Origin of the sequence: Alicyclobacillus shizuokensis NBRC 103103 (assembly GCF_001552255.1) — a bacterium.
GTDB lineage: Bacteria > Bacillota > Bacilli > Alicyclobacillales > Alicyclobacillaceae > Alicyclobacillus_G > Alicyclobacillus_G shizuokensis.
Map to the genome: position 1 here is coordinate 41,553 of NZ_BCQV01000007.1, position 19,188 is coordinate 60,740.

The 19,188-nt window shown below is 53.0% G+C and carries 8 protein-coding genes; all 8 read left to right on the forward strand.

Annotated features, from left to right (window positions below; all coding sequences use genetic code 11):
* Positions 1-27 precede the first annotated feature (27 nt).
* On the forward strand, positions 28-342 hold the full coding sequence (locus tag ASH01S_RS03545) for a hypothetical protein (RefSeq protein ID WP_067923572.1): 315 nt from the start codon (positions 28-30) through the stop codon (positions 340-342).
* On the forward strand, positions 339-5,456 hold the full coding sequence (locus tag ASH01S_RS03550) for a hypothetical protein (protein WP_067923575.1): 5,118 nt from the start codon (positions 339-341) through the stop codon (positions 5,454-5,456). The genes ASH01S_RS03545 and ASH01S_RS03550 overlap by 4 nt, the downstream gene beginning before the upstream one ends.
* A 159-nt stretch (positions 5,457-5,615) precedes the next feature.
* Positions 5,616-6,638 carry a hypothetical protein gene (locus tag ASH01S_RS03555; protein ID WP_157066969.1) on the forward strand — a complete coding sequence of 341 codons (1,023 nt, stop codon included), beginning with the start codon at positions 5,616-5,618 and terminating at the stop codon, positions 6,636-6,638.
* A 39-nt stretch (positions 6,639-6,677) separates the two neighbouring features.
* The gene (locus tag ASH01S_RS03560) at positions 6,678-9,128 is read left to right on the forward strand and encodes a hypothetical protein (protein ID WP_067923581.1); all 2,451 of its coding nucleotides are present in this window, start codon (positions 6,678-6,680) and stop codon (positions 9,126-9,128) included.
* Between the two features lie 14 nt (positions 9,129-9,142).
* Positions 9,143-14,095: a vWA domain-containing protein gene (locus tag ASH01S_RS03565; protein WP_067923584.1), complete on the forward strand. Its 4,953-nt coding sequence runs from the start codon at positions 9,143-9,145 to the stop codon at positions 14,093-14,095.
* Between the two features lie 12 nt (positions 14,096-14,107).
* Positions 14,108-16,183, forward strand: coding sequence for a hypothetical protein (locus ASH01S_RS03570; RefSeq protein WP_067923587.1), 2,076 nt, complete (start codon positions 14,108-14,110; stop codon positions 16,181-16,183).
* 10 nt (positions 16,184-16,193) lie between these two features.
* On the forward strand, positions 16,194-17,948 hold the full coding sequence (locus ASH01S_RS03575) for a hypothetical protein (RefSeq protein WP_067923590.1): 1,755 nt from the start codon (positions 16,194-16,196) through the stop codon (positions 17,946-17,948).
* Entirely contained in the window at positions 17,929-19,173 is a 1,245-nt protein-coding gene (locus ASH01S_RS03580; RefSeq protein WP_067923593.1) for a hypothetical protein, read from the forward strand. The genes ASH01S_RS03575 and ASH01S_RS03580 overlap by 20 nt, the downstream gene beginning before the upstream one ends.
* Positions 19,174-19,188: the final 15 nt, after the last annotated feature.

The window sequence follows — 19,188 nt, forward strand, 5'->3', positions numbered from 1 at the left end:
TTTTTGATCGATAGGAGGATGACCCACATGCCGCGGCCTTATGTCGTGGGTTGGTACTACGCATTTAAGACCCTGTATGACTGGAAGAAGAAACATGGATGGCGGGTTACACGGCGCCGAATGAAGCTGTGGAAACAGATGCTCCGGAAGAAATACTTCTGGAGGACTCCAAAAGAGCGGGCCGAAGAGATGCGAAAGTTTCTGGATGGGATTCGTGAAATGGGAAGGACCGTTCATGAAGAACTCCATGTCGCCCGAGGGATCTCGGTGCCCTCTTGTGGATGGTGTAACCCGCGCGCCGGGGAAGAGGACGATGAGGAAGACTTGGAGGTGAGCTCATGATCTCATACTCTTGCCGAGTCAGTTGTGTCATCTCCGTGCCCAAGCAAGAACTGCTGGCACACGCCTTCAATTTGGAGTTAGATGATCAATCCATCGCGGAGACGCGAGATAGCGAAGACGTCGCTGACCTGCTCTTTGAAGGAAAGACGCTGCAGGATTTGTTTGAGCCGATGATTCAGGATTATGCGCAGCAATACGGATTGCAACGCTCGGACATTGTGGTCACCAAGTATCTGGCCGTATCCGGCAATAAAGACGTTATGGTGGCCTTCAAAGGCGCCAGCGGCACCGATCTATTCGAGACCCAAGATGACTCCAAGGTTGTCATCGCATATTACCGGCCCAGCGCGAATCTCGGCTATGGGCTGGAGTTACATGAGTACCTCAGCCAACTTCCCAACAACAAATATGCCTTGCGGGTCGGTAATCAAGTCCCAAACGGCGATGTGAACCTGGCCTATGTCTACACGCCGGATCTGGATTCGGACGCGAATGTGGCCTTGATTGATACGTCCTCGGTCTCCGACAACGTGATTCCGTTGGATCAGATGGAATCCATCGTCGTCCCTGATTCGACCGGGAAGCTGCAGTATGCATCGATTGTGTCCGAGAATGAACCGGTTGTTGTGCGGCCGCCATATGACATGTTTCCCTCCAAAGACTTTGTCCTGACTCGCCGGTTTGCGAACCATACCAAGTCCGTGGACAATGCGTTGTTCTACAAATTCGAACTCAAATACCACTACGACAGCAAAACCGGCACACCTGGGCAGGTGACTCGATATACGGGTAGCGAGATTCAGATCACCGATGAGAACGGGAATCCTCTCGGTGACGGGTTCAACTACCTGATTTACGCGCGCTGCATGGAAGGGAACCCGCATATTTACTGGGTCAAAATCTACACGGCGTTCAACACGAATGAAGAGCAGACCTTCAAGGTTCTGTACAACCACGTGGATCAGGTCCTGCCCGATGACCAACTGACCACGACCCGCCAATCCGTGTTGTATTCCAACCAGCAGGGGAAGGCAATTCAAGGTGGCAAGCTGCGGATCATCAATGGCATGAGCGCCTATGAAGAAACGACAATGGATACGGTGAAATCGGCCGATGAGACCCAAGAGGTCTATGCCATTGACGATCAGCCCCAGTACGATGGCTATCGGATCTATGTTCCGCAAAAATCGGAGTCCGATCCGCGCGGGCCCCAGATCTTCAGCTACAAACTGTCGGCTACTTATACCACGGCGGAGGGGACGGAGGAAACCTTCACCCTTGGCTGGATCACCGACTGGGTCCTCAACCCAGAGGCTTTGCTGGAACATGAGAAGCCCGTGTTTGATGGGCAGTGGAAGAACATCGGGATCCAGGATGGTTCCAGTTTCTTGTCTGCCCAAAGTCTCATTGGGATGGTTCTTCCGCATGGCATCGATCGATTGCCGTCCAATGCGGTTTATAAGATCGAAGACGCCGCGGGAAATCTTTTGTATACCACCGAGACGGCGCCGGATAACCCGAATGTTCAAACGGACGTGGACTCCTCCGGAGACAATCCGCCGCGCGCGTCCTATACGGGAACCCCCAAGTCCCCGTGGACCGAAGGCGATGATCCGAATACACGTCTGAAAAGTAATCCCATTCCGCATCAATGCACGGTATTTGCAGAGCATCAGCGACAAGAACTGGACTTTACCTGGCAAGCCAGTGGGACGGGCCTTCTCACCAAAACCAGCTTGTTTGAATCGCAATGGCAGGCGGTCGCACGACTCGAGGTCGTCAATGAGACCACGGAGAAAATGATCAAGGTCTTTGATGACTGGGATTATCTTGGCCCCAACTCCGGTATGAAGCGGTCTGACTGGAAATACGATGCCTCGAAAGATCAGTTGTACTGCACGTCCGATGCCGTGGATATCGGGGCGTTTTACGAGAATACCAGTGACGCCAAAAAGCTATCGAACTACGTATGGTCCGCTACGGTGACGGTCAACGACCCTGGGGATGATGATGTCATCGGCCTGATCTTCCGACTCAAGGACGCGAACCATTACTATATGTTCGCGTGGGAAAAGCAGACCATGAACACCTCGTCCTATAAGTATCCCGATGGGTCAACCAACCCCGTGGGGCGCATTTTGGTTTCCAGTAAGGGCGTTTCCCAGCTTATCTATGACTCGAAAGGCGCGAGCCACTCTCCGTATCTGACGACTAAGAGCTGGAGCGACTACATGAATGGATACGCCGGTGAGTCCTTTGGCTCGAAAAAAAAGCGCATTTTCAAGGCAAAGCCGGCGAGCGGGTCAAAATACAGCGCAGATAAAACCGGGAACAGCTATGTGGATGTGACCATTTACGACAGTACCTACAAAGGAACGGGGTGGGAGAAGAACACGAAATACCAGATCGAAGTTCACTGCATCGGCGATTTTTTCAAGGTCTACATTAACGGTTCGTTGGTCCTGACCGCCCGGGACGCCGATTACGATGCGGGTACCTATGGGGTCATGGACATCTCCCAAAAAAGTGTGTACTGGTCGAGCCTAAAACTCACCCTGATTGATACGGACGTGGTGGTGTCCGAAGCCTTCCCGGTATCCTTGCCATCGAATGCCCAGTACAAGCTCTCGACGCAACCCGTGTCTGCGATTATGGCCCCATATATCCAAACCTTTATGAAGCAGAACTATGGGTCGGAGACCTATCCGTACGATATTCTGGGCTATTCCGTGAACCCCGGACAGGATCTCATTTGCACCATTAAGAGCGATGGCTACGTGTATGGATATACCAACAGCCCCAAAGCGGCTGGTTCTGTCACGGTACCCTGGAGCACATCTGACAATGGACTTGACGTCGAGGGAACCGGTAAGGCGTTCTTCCAGCCGGACGGGACGTTCCGGTACGTGCTGGAACCCGCTGTCTTGCCCGTGGACTTTGTGCCGAAGAATGTCGTGAACTTCCAGTGGACCCGGATCTGGATTACAGGTGGAGACAACGTGGCGTTATCCATTGGCCCCGATAACGAAGTGATTGCAAACGCGAGCCCACCACCGATTGAACCCATCGGCCGGCCGTACACCCTGACGGATCAGATTCTCAAGAACGATGGCATCAAGACGTTGGCCAATGTCTTTGGTGACGGTGGAATCTACGAGCAGCTTGCGATCCCAAAAGATATTCCACAGAATGAGATTCTTCTGCGGATCGAGCGAGGGGATGCAAACGGAAACAATAAAGAGTTCCGTGTCAACTACCGCTTCATGAGTACCCTCGATAGTACACGACGCTTTTGCATCGACCAAGCCAGCCACGGCGTCAACCGAATGAATGTTGGGTATGTGCTCTCCCAACTGGGCGACAATCCCCAAGTGGATCTCGTGGCCTGGACGACGTTTGAGGATCTCGAGGCGGTTCCGATCCTCGCCATTCAGCTCACGGACAACAAGAAGATTGAAACGGAAAAGCCAAGGGTCGAAAAGGCGTCGATGGAGATTTCGAACTGGTATCTGCGGATCAAAAACGGCCGAGTCAAACGAAGGATTCTGCTTCCGTACTATGAGGCCGAAGAGCGTGTGCCTCAGATCTACGTCTCGTATCCGCAACTGATGGCCTATGCGCCAAAGGATCCGTCCGATACCGTCGAAGTGATTCTGGACTACACGATCCCGGAATACACAAATCAGGACTTCTACGACCGGCCCGTGATGTTTGTCGAGAATGAGCGGCCGCTCATCATCGATGAGACGACGATTCAAACCCGCTATGCACCGATTGTCCTGAGTTCCGAGACCGGGATCAGCTATCTTGAGGTCGAAGCGCTCCACATGAACTACGGACGCATCCTACGGATTTCCGACGTCGACGCAGAGAAGGGAATCATCTATCTGTATGACCGGATCCGGGATAATGATGATGTCGTCGTGCGCTATGCCTATCGGGAGGAATGGTACACCTACCGCGGATTTGAGCGTCAGAATCCGTCCACGGGCGACACGGTATTGTTCCACCTGGATCTGAATCCAAGCCCAGGACACCGCATTACCTTGGCGCAGGACGGATTTCACGAGTGGATTCCAGGAGACGTCCCGTTGCGGGAAGTCTACACAGAGCAAGAGCGCGAGAGCAATCAGATGCTGGTGCGGCAGATTCATGTGTACCTGCGGCCGACGGCCATCTGGCTCCCGGGCGCCAGCTCACCGATTGAAGGTACAACGAGGACGCAAGCGGTCTTCCATACCACTGAGGCCAACTGGTTCGATCCAAACGACTATCTGTATGACCCGACCATGCTGCGTTTGGCGAAAGTATCCGTACAGGCCAACTCGCGGATCGACAAGGACATGATCGTTCTCGATACGCGTTCCCGTGGCGGTGGACTCGACGAGGCTCTCTCCAACGACATCATCGCTGCCGTCAACAAAGAGTCACTGTATCACTGGGACATCGGATTCTTTGATGGGGAGGCGTATCAGGAAAATGGCGTCATGATTATCCGGTTGCCGCGTTCGATTCTCAAGACCGAATCGAACCCAAACGGGTTTACCGAGTCTCAAGTACAGGCGGTCGTTGCAAAACACAAGGCTTTCGGTGTGCTTCCGATTATCGAGTTCTACAGTGACGCCGAAAACGATCTGAACGTGATTGGAAATCCTGAATTCTCCTATGGGGAACATGTAGACCAGTACAACAAAGACCTAAGTTATGGCGTTTACCAGATTGAGCAATCCAGTGATGACGTGACATCTAACTGGGTGTTACGGATTATTGACGACGCTCGTTACGGAGTTTCCATTCCAGGGTACCGCCTTACCTATAGCACATACGACATCATCGTCCGCGCGCGCTTGGACAATGGTGCCCAACCTCGAAAGGCCGGCGTGCTGCAGATCACAAAGACGGATGGGTCCACCGAAACGGTGCTGATGCCAACCGTCAACAGCACGTCGTGGGACTCGTATGTCACAGTCATTCCGATCGATCAAGCCATCGATCGAGTGGACCTGATCCTCGGTGGAGGTCAGGATGTCACCGAAGACCTCTTGATTGACTCCATTCGCGTCGAACCCGTGTACAACGTAGACGAGACCCAAATGGAGGTTCATGATGTGTAGTTATTTATGTGTAATGCTTTTCATGATAGAATAGGCTCATGTCGAGACTGGCATGAGCCATTTTGTTTCCATCGAGAACTCGGAATCTATAGACCCCTGAATTCGTATAAGGAGGTGTAACCGATGCCCGTCACGAGTTCCTCGCAACTGATTCCGTTTGTGAACAGCCTGGAATCTCGAATCAACACGATGCAAGATGCCTTTAATAGTTGGCAGCAGAATAAGTCCGCCATTCTGTCCGCATTACCTCAAATCGATGCCAATCGCGTCAGCTCGCTCAGCGCGCTGGTGAAAGCTGAGGATGCCTTGGCGGAAATCAACACGGCGACATTTAATGTGGCCGCGGCAAAGGGCCAGAAGCTCAAAAAGGTCATCGATGACCTAAAGCAACAGTGTATTGAGGCCGCCCAGAATGCCACCGGCAAGATCGATCCGAGGTTTGCCGATGAGATCGACAATGCGATCTCGGAAGTCGACAGTGTGGTGGCCGATGGCCTCAAACTTGATTATCGACTTCGAAAGATTCAAGAACTCGGCCAGACCGCGCTGGATACCTCGAACTCGGTCTTTGCCAAGGAACTCATCGTCCCGCAGGTTTGGGATATCGGAACGCCCGTCACAGATACCACATTGAATGTACAGGGGGATCCCGGTGTCGAGTTTATCAGCGGCGATGTGACCGTTCTTGATGAAGACGGCAATGCGATGTTGGATGAATCCGGGCAGCTCATCACTGGCACCATTGACGAGTCCGGCACCATTATGCTTTCCGCGGCTCCAGGTGACACTTGCAAATTGTACTATCCCGTTCGACTTCATTTTAGCGACATTCCAGATGACTTTTTGTACTTGTTCATGCAGATGGTCGTCGCCAAGAACAGCCCACTCATGCAGCAGATTCTTCAGTTTGAAAAGACGCTGGACAGTATTGCGGCAGACATTCAGGCGATGAAGGGGCAAGATTGGACGATTGATCACTCCATCATGGACAACTATCGAGACATCGTGAAGGAGAGCATTACCCCGAAAGGCCTCACCATCACAGTTCAAGATGGGATTGTCCATACAACCTTCTCGTACAATGACCATCCGCTCCTCGATCATTTCGTGTTACAACGCTGGAATGAAGACGCAAAAACCTGGGAGCCGTATGACGGCGCGGACGGTATTGTCAGCAAGTAAGACAGCCTCGTGCTGTCTTGGTACATAGGAGGGACGAATATGGCCAGTTACCTCGATCAATTCATGCTGACGATGCCCGCCACTCAGCGCCAAAAGCTGCTGGAACTGCTGCAACTCAAACAGCAATTGGGTTACATCAAGTCGGAGTACGAACTGCAACTGGAACTGGATAATCTTCTCAAGCAGCTGGACGCGCGCGACGGAAAGCCGACGTTTCAAGCCAGAACCCAGTCTGGCATTACAAATTCGACAGCGTACAACCAGAACTTTGAGGAGATCGCCTTTGACCTCAATGTTCTCTTTGGGGCATCGGATACCATTGACCGTCTCTTACGAGACAACCAGCTCCTCTCGCGAGCTGCCCTATCGGACATCCGCAAACAAATCTTTGCGATGCAATCGAAACTCGAGCAGCTCAAACTCACGATGAAAAACACCGATGGATTCGTCCAAGGTGTCCATGAACAATTCAACGTGCCGCAGTACACGGAGACCGACGAACAAACCCTGAGCCTCCTTCGACAAGACCGATTTGGCCAACCCGTGCCGGCGATCTATAACGCTCAGGTGGTCGGCGGCGCCCTGCAGCTGGCGTCTTCCGAGAGCTTTGATGCCCTGCGAACAGCGTATGGCAGCAACATCGCGACGATTAAAGTCCGCAACCGCGTCGGCCCTGTGGCCACGGATAACAGTCATCCCGTGGAATACGCCATTGACGGCAGTACCGAAAGCTATTGGGCGGAAGCGGTATTGGTCGATGCGCCCATCCAACAGGACATCAGCAATCTATGGAGCCATGACTATCACGACTATCCGAAGGACGGGGCACTCTGCGAACTGGAGATTGATCTTGGCGGCATTACGACCGTCTCGGAGATCACCTTTGATCCGTATTGCGCCTATCCGCTTGAGGTCGTTGCGATACACGGATATGAGTCGACGGATTATGATGGCCAGATGTACGAGCTCATTTCACCGACGCACCCGAATCCGTACCAGCGAAGCCAAAGCTCAACGACAGAGATGACCTTCCAGTTCCCATCCGTGGACATCTCCAAGATTCGGATTCTCCTTCGTCAGGAGAACTATGTGAAGGTCAACTACATCGTGAGCCAGGATCAGGTCAATGACATGCAACTCTGGAACCAGATTGCCCAGTCGGATGCGTCAACCACGATTCCGGACAAGGCAGCGCCGGGGCAGACGGTCGCAGAGTTTGATCAGGTCAACCAGATTACCGGTTGGAACACCTATCTGAATGCCCTCGAACAGTGGGCGTCTCAACAAGGAGACAAAGCCTCGAACCTGATTCAGTCTGCGCGGACCGCGATGAATGTCATTCGAACGGGGAACTATCAGAACCCAATGGCCCTGACACTCCGCGCAGTGGATCCCAATGCGACCCTGCCTTCGGATCCCGAGCTCCAGAAGTCCTGGGTCCCCGTCTCAAAACTTGAGTATCTGTACGGCGCCTATGACATCAGTATCAACGGCCGGCAGTACGAAAGCATGTCGGTCTACGTGTCAAAGCCGTTGCCGTTGCCTGGCAACATCAAGAACATCAGCATCGATACCCAGGAAAAGCATTACGACATTCCGATGGATCAAGGAGACCAGGCCCGAATTACGGACATTGAATACTACATTACGTACAAGAAGAATCCAGACGTGGAAGCCTGGAAACCGATTCTTCCGATCAGCAAAGAGTACGTAGTCGGGGAGTTGTTACTCGGCCGAAGCAGTGATGTCGACTATCCAGAGCTTTCCGGAACCATGTGGTTTACTCTTCGGTTCCCGGCCATCTCGGCGGACACCGTGGCTGTGCGTCGGAATGGCTCACCCATGGACAGCATGACCTACGTCTTGTCGGATGACGGCAAGGCGCTGGGAATCTACCCACAATATTATTCGGCCTCAAGTATCTATACCGTCGATTACAAACCCGCCGATTCGGCCTACGTCGTGAGCCTGGACGCGTCTTCAGGCGTTGAACCAGTCCAATTCATCAACGACAACGGCGATACCGGGGAGTTCTTTGAGACGGTGGACGGAGACAACACGGTGACGCTCAAGCATGAGCCATTCATCTACCGCAGTGATCTCTTTACCTACGACCAAGACGCGGCCTTATACACCCAGGATGATTCCAAGCTGAGTCCAGCGAACCCGTATTACTCGGTGCGCGTGATGGTCAACGGGGTGGAGTACGAGAACATCACCGACTACACCACCGGCACCTTTGACCGAGAAAAGCTGCAGACGGCCAATGGCGGCAAGTGTTTTGCGCAGATCGGAAACAAGATTTACTTCCCGACGGGCCAGCAACTCACCAACATCGTGGTGGACTACTTCTACTTGACCACAGACATCCGGCTCAAAGCGATTCTTCGACGCAATGCGGCCGGCTACGAAAGCGTCACGCCGGCACTGTATGAGTACAGTGTCCGCTGCCAGACCTATGACCAGGCCGTGAAGGACTTGTTGACGTAACGGGAGGTTTCATCATGCCACTGACGCAGCCGCTCCAAAACGATTCGCAGATGCTTTATCTGCAAGCCAAGTACCAGTTCGAGAAAGCCCAACAGGCCTTTCAGGACGGCACGATCAAAACGGAAAAAGGACTGATTCAGGCTGTCTTCAAGGCCTTTCAGGATTTTTTCTTGAGTCTTGGAAAACCGATGTTGACTCCAAGGTACGCGGTTGATGGCGGACCGCCCATCTCCGATGACTATAACCAAATGATGCAGGAGATCCTTCAAGACCTCACCCTTTTGTATCAAGAGGTCGATATCCTCGGCCGCGGCCTGTATACCGACTTTAACTACAACCAAGTACAGGCCGGACAGCTCAAGGCCAAGTTCGATGAGGTCAGCGACAAACTGAAGGATCTCGAACTCCTCAGTGGCACATCGGCGGACGATGCAACCATTGTTCAGTTCCGGGAGAACTTCACGAACTCCAACGACATCGACTTCGACCGCATTATGACGGAGCCTGCGACCATTGAGAATGGCACCGTCACGCTCAAGGCGGTCAATACGGAGAATCTGAGTCCCAATGCGACCGTCACGATCGTCGTGGGCGACGAAACCTACACCAACTTTATTATCGGCTCGGATTCCAATGGGTTTCCCGGCAACAACGCAGAAGTCACGGTTCAACCCGGAAGCTCCCTCACGGGGACCGACAATCAATACACGTTCCTGGGTGAGAAGGACAATCACGGAAACTACGGGGCCGTGCTCGATGGAAACTCGAACACCTGGTTTGAGTACGAACTGAATAACCTGCGCGACCAAGAAGCCATTCGGGTAGCCAAAAACCTAGGCTGGGATTACCAAGTGAGCGGCAACCAAACCATTCGCTGGGCCAGAGATCCCGACAATGGCGCGCTGCGGCTCCATTTGCAGATCGTTCTCGATGAAGTGACACAGATCAACCACATCAACATCAACATGTACACACCGCCGAACTACGGCGCACAGCCGGCTATTGTGAAAAACATCCTGGTGTCCGATGGCGTCAGCGCCCCACAGTCGGTGCTGAGTCCCGACAAAAAGGATACGGACTACAGCTTTTACTTTGCGCCGATCAAAGCCAAAACGATCTCCATTCTCTTTGAGCAGCCGACAAAGTATTACACCGACCTGGGCCACATTTATTACCGGAAGAAAGATTCCAACCAGGACACGGTTCAATATGCCATTACCCAGGGCGGCCAGCCACCACAAGACATGATCCAGCGGGTGGATGGTCCGCTCATCTCCATCGAAGATCTCGGCGTCACGGTGACGGATACAGGAGCGTCTGTGTCGACGTACTATCCCATGAAAGGGCCGGAGTCCAATGGATATTCCATCGGGGACATCCTGACGGACCTGACAAGGCGCGTACAGGAAGAAGACATCGACATTGGCGTGGAGCGATTCGAAGGATACCGCTACTGCATTGGCATTCGAGACATTGAGATTTACTCGTTCCAATACGAGCAGCAAGGCGAGATTGTCTCCAAACCATATTACTTTGAACAGCCGTTGCAAAAGGTGGCTCTCTCTGTGGACGAGGTGTTGCCCGATGCCTTTGGTGAGGATGCGGATTCGTATCTGCAATATTTCATCAGCATCGACGACGGCGCTACTTGGTATCCGATCACCCCTCTGGAACGGTCCATCACGGGTGTGACCGGGGGAGAGGAAGGACCGCCACCGAAAATCTATACGATTGAACAGGTCGATTCACCGGATCAAAGCATCACAAAACCTGGCTACATTGAGACCCAGTATCCGGTCTATAGTCTTCGTGTACGGTGTCTATTGTCTCGTCCGGGAGATGCAGCGTCGAGCAACTCGGTTCAGCAATTTGGCGATGGCTCGGATGACCTGACCTTTGCCACGCCGATTCTCAAAGGCTATACCGTGAAGGGATATATCCAGGGACAGGTCAGCGACTCTGCGGCCTCTCACTTGATTGCCCAAGCTCCCGATCAAGTCGATCCATACCCAAGCGACGATGACACGCCGTTTTTCCCGAGCGGCTCTGACAACAACAATGGTGGTAGTGACACAGGCGGTGGCGCAGGGGGAACGGGAGGCACAGGCGGTGTTGGAGGGATCGGTGGCACGGGAGACACTGGCGATACCGGTGGCCCTGGAACCGGTGGGTCGGGAGGCAGCGGAAGCACCGGTGATTCTGGAGGAAGCGGTGGAAGCGGCGGCGACACCGGAGGAAACACGGGCAACAACGGAGATTCAGGCTCCGGTGGATCCGATGGATCAGGTGGATCGGGTGGATCCGGAAGTTCCGGGAGCGGAGAAGATACCGAGAATCCGACCCTGCGAGTGGTCATCGACAACAAAAACGAGCAGCAGTGCATCGAGGATCCACTAACGGTATCAGGAACAGTGGAAACGTCAAAGCCGCTGGACAAGATCGTCCTGATCATCAATGGATCCGTGGAGCAAACCAACGACAACCCAGATAGCGGGACGGAGGTGCCCTTCCAGTTTCAATTTCCTTTGGATGACTTCTCGGCTGGCGATTCTATTGCGGTTGAAGTCAAAGCCTTTGATAACGTCGGGAATACTGCCGAAGATGACTACGTACTTACGCTGGAAGATTGCAGTCAGGATGGAGGCCAACAAGTCCGAGACTGCTTGCTCTACAGCGCGCTCGTCATTCATTACTTCAACCCCGTCACGGGGTCCATCGAAGTCGCCAATGTTCCGATGTCGTGGCTGCCGTATGAGATCGACAATGGCGCCGGCGTGAAAGCCACATTTGCCTTTAATCAGTCTCTCAACGGCATTGTGGCCATGATTACGGATGGATACGACACCACCGGCTATGCATTCCCCTTGTGGGCAGTCGGCGTCGAATACCTGGATGAATACAACGACCAAAAGACGTCTTGGGCCCAGACCATCCTCAATCAAACCGAAGGTGTGAAAAATGCGGAACTGATGCTGGGTGATCCCTCAACGAAAGACCCAAGCGGATGGATTGCCCAAATCATGGACGGTAATCTGTACACGAATGCCCCGTGTATTGGGAGCATCAATGACTATGTCGTGTTTGGGTTCGACGAGGATCTTCAGAATCGGCATTGTACGGTGGATGGAGATTGGGATCCGGAGGCGCATAAGAAGGACATCAGCGATACGGATCCGCCGGTTGATCCATACGACCCGAACAAAAACCCGGTCAGAAACTGCTTGTCCGTCGAAAAGGTGTGCTTCCAGTATTACAGTGACGTCACCAATGAATTAGAAATGGTCATTGTCCCGATGTCCTTAATGGTGAACTACACCTACACCCTTGAAACGAAAGCGGGGAACGTTGACCTACTGATTGGATGGTCGGAGTATTTCAAGGGCATTTCCCTCTATGTGAAGGATGCGACCGGAGATACCAATGTCCAACTGACCGGTGTCGGCGTCATGTTCCGGGACTACTATGACAACATTAAGACCGCATGGGCCAACGGGACCTCGTATTGGACCCGCGGGGTCAAGCATACCGAGTACATGATCGGTGGACCCAAAGAGCTTGGGGACTTAACCTGGGTGGCCGAAGTGGAGAGCGGTGATTTTTCGAACGCACCTTGCATTGGGGCGCCCCATGACTTCGTGGTCATGCATTTCTACGACGTGTTTACGGGGAATGTTTGTCCGATCGATCCGTCCCAGAACACAGACTCCACCATTGGCATCGATCCCAACAACCCACCCGATGTGCCAACGGTCAAATTGGATGCTCTGCTTCCTGACTGGTGTCAGTCCACGGACCTTCCGATCACCGGCACCATTACCGACTGGCAAGGGGTCACAAGTTATGTCGTATCGGTCAATGGTGTGAAACAAACGCCGATCAGTGGTCAGGGCCAAGCCTCGGTACCGATCAATCTCACGATTCCAACCGGTGACTATGAACCTGGCGAGACTCTCACGATTACGGTAACAGCCACCAATATCAACGGAAAAACGGGGAGCGCGAGTGTCAGCACGGTGATTAAGGACTGCTCACCGCCGCCTCAGATTGCCTTTGACCCGATCTCTGATCCGGTCTGCTATCGGACATTGGGTGACAGCCACCAGTTGACGATCGCTGGAACGATTACCGACGATACCGCCGTCTCGCGTTGGCAGGTCGTCTATGGAGATGCCGTCATCGCAGATACAACATTGACGCCGATGCCCAAGTCGACGAGGTTCTCGGTACCGGTGACGATTACCTTCCCAGAGCCTACGATCACGACGACGGCTGGCAAAGCCGACATTGTCTTCTTAATCGACTACACCGGCAGCATGAGTGGACCGATTCAGAGCATCCGAAGCAACCTGCAGGCGTTCTGCAACTCGTTGACGAGCAACAAGATCGACTTCCGACTAGCCGTTGTATTCTATGGGGACATCACAGGCATTGGCGGCAATATGCCATATATTCGCCATGATTGGACCTCGGACGTGACCCAGTTCCTGAACAACCTAGCCGTCACTGTCTCTGGAGGAGGAGATACGCCGGAATCCACGCTGGATGCGATCATGGACGCCAGCCAGGGTGGTATGTCCTTCTTACCCAGCGTACGAAGTGATGCTGTGCCGTTCTTTATTGTCGTGACGGACGCGCCGACACACGCCAAAGGGTACGATTCCCTGAGCATTTATGACCCTGACCAGGTAGCCAATACACTCAAGGATCAAGGGGTTGTGGCCTCGTTTGTCACCCAACTTACCGACCCCATCAAGACCCAATATAACCCGATTGTCTCTGAAACCGGAGGCCAGTTCTTCGACATCAGCTCGGGCACTTTTGGTGTTCAGATGCAGGCACTCACGAATCAGATCACCAAGCAATCCCTCTACTATCCAGACAGCACGGCGACCATTACCGTGAACGCTTGGGATGAGAAGAACACGATGGCGACAAGTTCCATCACCGTAAACCTCAAGACCTGCTAGGGGTGGACGTGCATGAACATCAAACAAATTCAAATACGCCGGGCCGTGGAGCAGATCGTCCGGTACTACCTGAAATACGGCCGGTATCCCACGTTCCAGACGATTACGTACCAACTGAGCCAATGGCTCCGGGACCATACCCCTGGGGCCCCGAGTTTCTCGCCGTACAAGGTGTTACGCAAGAGCCGGTCCGATGCCAATTTGTTCAATGAAAACATCGCTCAGATTGCCCAAGACCTCAGTGATGCCTACGCGGCGACGATTGACCAAACCACCAGCCTCATGACCAGCTTCAATTACATGGAGGCCGAGCGAAGAAAGCTCTGGCATGCGCTGGCTGAGCTGCAAAACGAGATTGAACAACTCATGCTGGTGGCTACAAACTCAAGTGGGTATGTCGACAGCCAAATCATCAGCTTCGAGGACATGTCTGATGTCGATAAGACCCGAAGCACAGTCTTCATCGATCTCAATACCGGCCAAGTCACCTTGCCGCCGAATGACCGCAGCTCCGAGAAGATCAATATCCAAGGATCCAATACGACCTTCAATGTACTGACCCAAGCAGCCAAGACAGCGGCACTGGATACCATCAACAACGCCTTTGATGACAACGCCAATACGGCCTGGTGGCAGGTCGTCAAGATGCTGTCCCCAGGCGTCGTCAATGCCGAACTCATCGTCATGTTTGACCAACAGTACGTGATCAATCAGATCGACTACGTGAACCATGCCAACAGCCCCGTGACGATGCATGTGTCCTACACGGAAGATGGAACGAGCTTTAGTCCCATCCCGGGGGACAACCAGCAAGTTGTGTCGGATGCGGCGACATGGAAGTTCTCGGACGTGCCCGCCAAGGGAATCCGTTTTACGTACACGAAACAGACGCATGATGACAACTCGGCCGGCGTGTATCAATACTACTTCGGCGCCAAGAACATCTCGGTCTACCGCAAGAGCTATCTGACAAGCGGTGTGCTGATCAGCAATCCCGTCCAGATGGAAGAGCTGCATGTATCGGGTGTCTCCATCAAGACCACAGATACCATTCCCTACAGCACCTCGATTGATTACGCGGTCGCCTTGTACGATCCGGATCAAAGTGTCGATGACGCCGTTTGGTACCCGATTAGTTCTCTCGATGACACGAACCCGAAGTACCCAAAGGTCGTTCAGTTCAATGCCTCGACCACGAAGACCGTGGAGTTCCCAAAAGCAGAACCAACCACCGAAGTGATCAACGGGATGCCTGTGTTTCGACTGATTCGGGAGGACGGAGAGCCGGTACTGCCGGATGAAGATACGTTTGACAACATCAAAAACCCCAAGCTATTCCGTGGCATCAACCAGTGGAAACGTGAGCAGACCTATGTCCCGTTTACGGGCAACGTGCCTCTCAATAGCGCATGGGATGACATCTACACCAATCGGCCGAGTCTTGTGACCACCGACTATTGGCCCATTGGAAATACCTTGAGTCTGCAACGGGTCAATGGCGGCGACAAAAACAACTTCTATCGGTTCACGACCTGTATCTATTCAGAGACGGACCGGACAGTCCCCATGAGTCTTTCCGTGATTCAAACCGATGCGACCACTGGGATGAAAAAGCGCCTTGGCACGTTTGCCGTGTACGTCAATAATCAGCGGATGGTCGCTTCGAACGACCAGGTGACCTTGCCACTTCAGGCTGGATGGAACCAGATTCAGATCCTGTATCACTGGGGCGACATGGCGAATCGCACCGACATGGATCCCGCGAATCTTCCAACCACAACCTACCTGGGGATGTTCAATTTTTCAGCGGAGCCGAAAGTCCGGGCGGAGCTGGACAGCCTGACATTTGTCGATGTGCATACGCTCTATCACAACATTTCGCCCAACGATCATGGCTACTGCGCCATCTACGATAACCAGATCGTCCTGAATTACCAGCCCAAGGACTGCATCTTTCAGCTGGTCTATGACGTGTCGTCGAACGACAACCCAACGAATCAAATCCTCGTCAAGGCGACTCTGTCTCGAGAAGCCGATACCGATGGTTTGACGCCGATAATTTCCAAGATTGAAGTCCGTGCCATGTGAGGTGATACCCTTGGCGTCCATCCAAAACTTCGAGTTTTACCTCGACGCTCCTGGCGACAGCTTTCCCGTCGTGGTGAGCTTCGACGATGTGCAGGGCGGCCGCGGCTTTAGTTTGTCTGATGGGGAGATTTTTGCCCTGCAGTGGGACGATACCAACCGATTGTTACGCATCATCAACTTTACCAACATGGGCAATTCCGGGGCCAAAATGGGTTCGATCCTCGGCATTTGTGCGGTCTATGACGATAATGTGCGTTGCTGGGTCGATCGTATCACCGATCAATCTCCGAATGCTGTCAATCTGAATCTGGCCGTAGGAAACTGGGTCTTTGGCAAAACTTATGATCAAGCCGTCAGTGTACCGGGGTACCAAAAGCCGTACATTGGGTATGTGAATGATTCTGTCCAGGTCCACATCGAATCGTATTCGCCGCCGCCGGAGCCCATGAGCGTGACCCTGGATCAAGACTATGTCACGAAATACTTGGGCGACACCCTGACGGTGAATGCGACCATTGTTTCCAGCGCGCCGGTCACGGATTACGAGTGGAACATCAACAACCAGATCGATGTCTTGTCCAAGGATCAAAATCAGGCCACGTTGAAATTCAACGTGCTGGGAACGTTTCAGATTGAGTACACAGCTACCAACCAGATCGGTCAAACGGCGAGTGCTTCTTGTACGGTGGTCGTCGTTAATCCGCCGGCCAAAGTTCTTGATCTCTCGCTCTTCACAAAAACCAAAGATGGCACCGAAGTCCCGATCGCGCCATCAATCACCTTGAACCAGTACGATATCGATCCAGCGAACATCCCGCTTTTGTTTCGAAACACCGGCGAGTCCACATGGGTGGGGGAAAACTTCAGCGTCGATGTGGGATCGATGGTGTTTCAGGATTCCTCCACACTCTGCGTCGATTCGCTGCCTAGAACCCCCAACAGTGACTATCAGCTGACTGGGGTCATCACTCCGTTTGATCCGTCACGCGCCTATACGATTACGCTCAAGGCCACGGTGTTGGACGACCAGGGGAAGTCAGACACGAAGTTCTTTCAGATTCATTGGACGGCCCAGAGTGGTCCAGACATCAAGCTCAGTCTGGTTGGCCGGCCCAATGTGAACCTCAAGCTGCCGAACCGCATGAAGCGAAATGCCAGGTACCGGGGACCGAGGGAATCTGAGAAATACCTGTCTGACCATCAAGAAGAGATCTTTGAAATCCGCCAGAACTGGAGAGACATCGCCAGTCTGACGCAGCTTCAAGAGCAAACGATTCATTCATGGTTTGCGGGACAACATGAAGGAACATCAACCATCGTTACGTCTTCGGCAACAAAGACCTTGCAGACGACGCCAGATAAAGCACGATATGCGCTGTTGCCCAAAGACAGCGAAGGAACGATTGATTATGCCGTGGTATCATTAAATGGAACATCCATTCCATTAGCTACGCCCTTGCAATCCAACTTCTCCGCTGGTGCGAGCATCACCGTCGGCGATCCCGTTTCCACAGAAGTTCCGATCACGATCACCCCGCAAAATGTTCTTGCCGACGATGGATTTATCATCGACGGAGACGCCATCGTACTCGGGCGTCATGTCTTACAAGAAGGAACTCTGTCCGTCACGTATACCGCTACAGGTCCCATACAAGCGGACAGTGTCTACGGCTTGGATGAACTCAAACTTCAGCTCCGAGAGTTGGACGAACGGCTTGGCGAACTGGAAAGGAGATATGCCTCCTATGAGAATGCCTACAAGTAAGCCAGGCGGGGCCCGATTCCGCGGTCCCACCTCGTCTCATGAATATAACCAGAACGAAGACGATAAGTATCTGGAACTGGTTGAGTTATACCAGCAAAGCAACAAGAATCTCCAGGATCTTCAGGAAGCACACCGCATTGTGGTGGCAGAAAATGCGGCACTGCAGGCGTACATCCAGATGTTAACCGATCGGATTGGCACGCTGGAACAAAAGATCACGGATATGCAGGGTGCGCTTCCGTATCCGCCAACATTCTTTCAAACCTCCTTTGTGCAACAGATGGCGACCCACTATCCGAACATCTCGCAGGATAACTCCGATAGCACCCTGAGAGCCGACATGGACACAGAATATCGATACGCTACACTGCCGATGATCGCACAGATCCCGAAGACGTACGTCAAGAACGACCTCACGGGAGAGATCATTGTTCCCGATGAACTGCAAGTCAGTCTCGGCCGCTCCAATAGTGGCGGCACAGTGGTGGATACGAATGTCTATGAAGCGTTCAACGGCAGCGACGATACCTTCTGGGAGCGGGTTGTCACCTATGATTTCTCGAGTTGTCCTGACCAGGAAGATGTCATCATGGAAATTACGCTGCCCTCACACCTAGTCAACAATCTCAATATCAACACCATCGTCATCAATCCGCATCCGGAGCGTGGCGTTCAGGTCGCCAATGTCGAGTATCTTTACGAGGACGCTTGGCAGCAGATTCCCGGCTTCCAGCAAAACGACCTCGCCACGATTAGCACCGCACTCTATTCTCCACGCAAGAAGTGGTACTTTCCACAGGTTCCGGTGCAAAAGATCCGGATCACCCTGGTACAAAAGACCCCGATTGACTTGGGTGGGAAAAAGGCATTCATCCTTGGCGCCCAGGAGATCGGTGTGTATTTGACCTTATTCGAGCAGGGAGGTGGAATGGTCCTCACCCCGTTTGAGATGACGGGTCTGTACAACATCGAGTCGGTCGAGCATGTATTTCTCAACCGCGGCGCGTTCAGCTTTGACCAGAAACTCGACAATCAGCTTGAGGGCAACATCTTTGACTATGAAATCCTCAAAGAGGAGATCGATGGCACTCTGACACCACTGAGTGGCCGAGAGTGGTCTGGCCAATTTGCACAGCGCCTTTGGGTCCGAACGATGCTGTATCCGGATCCGTATAACGGCGTCAATCCCTGTCTGACGGCCGTACGCCTCAATTATTCTCGATAGAAGGGTGGGTGAACG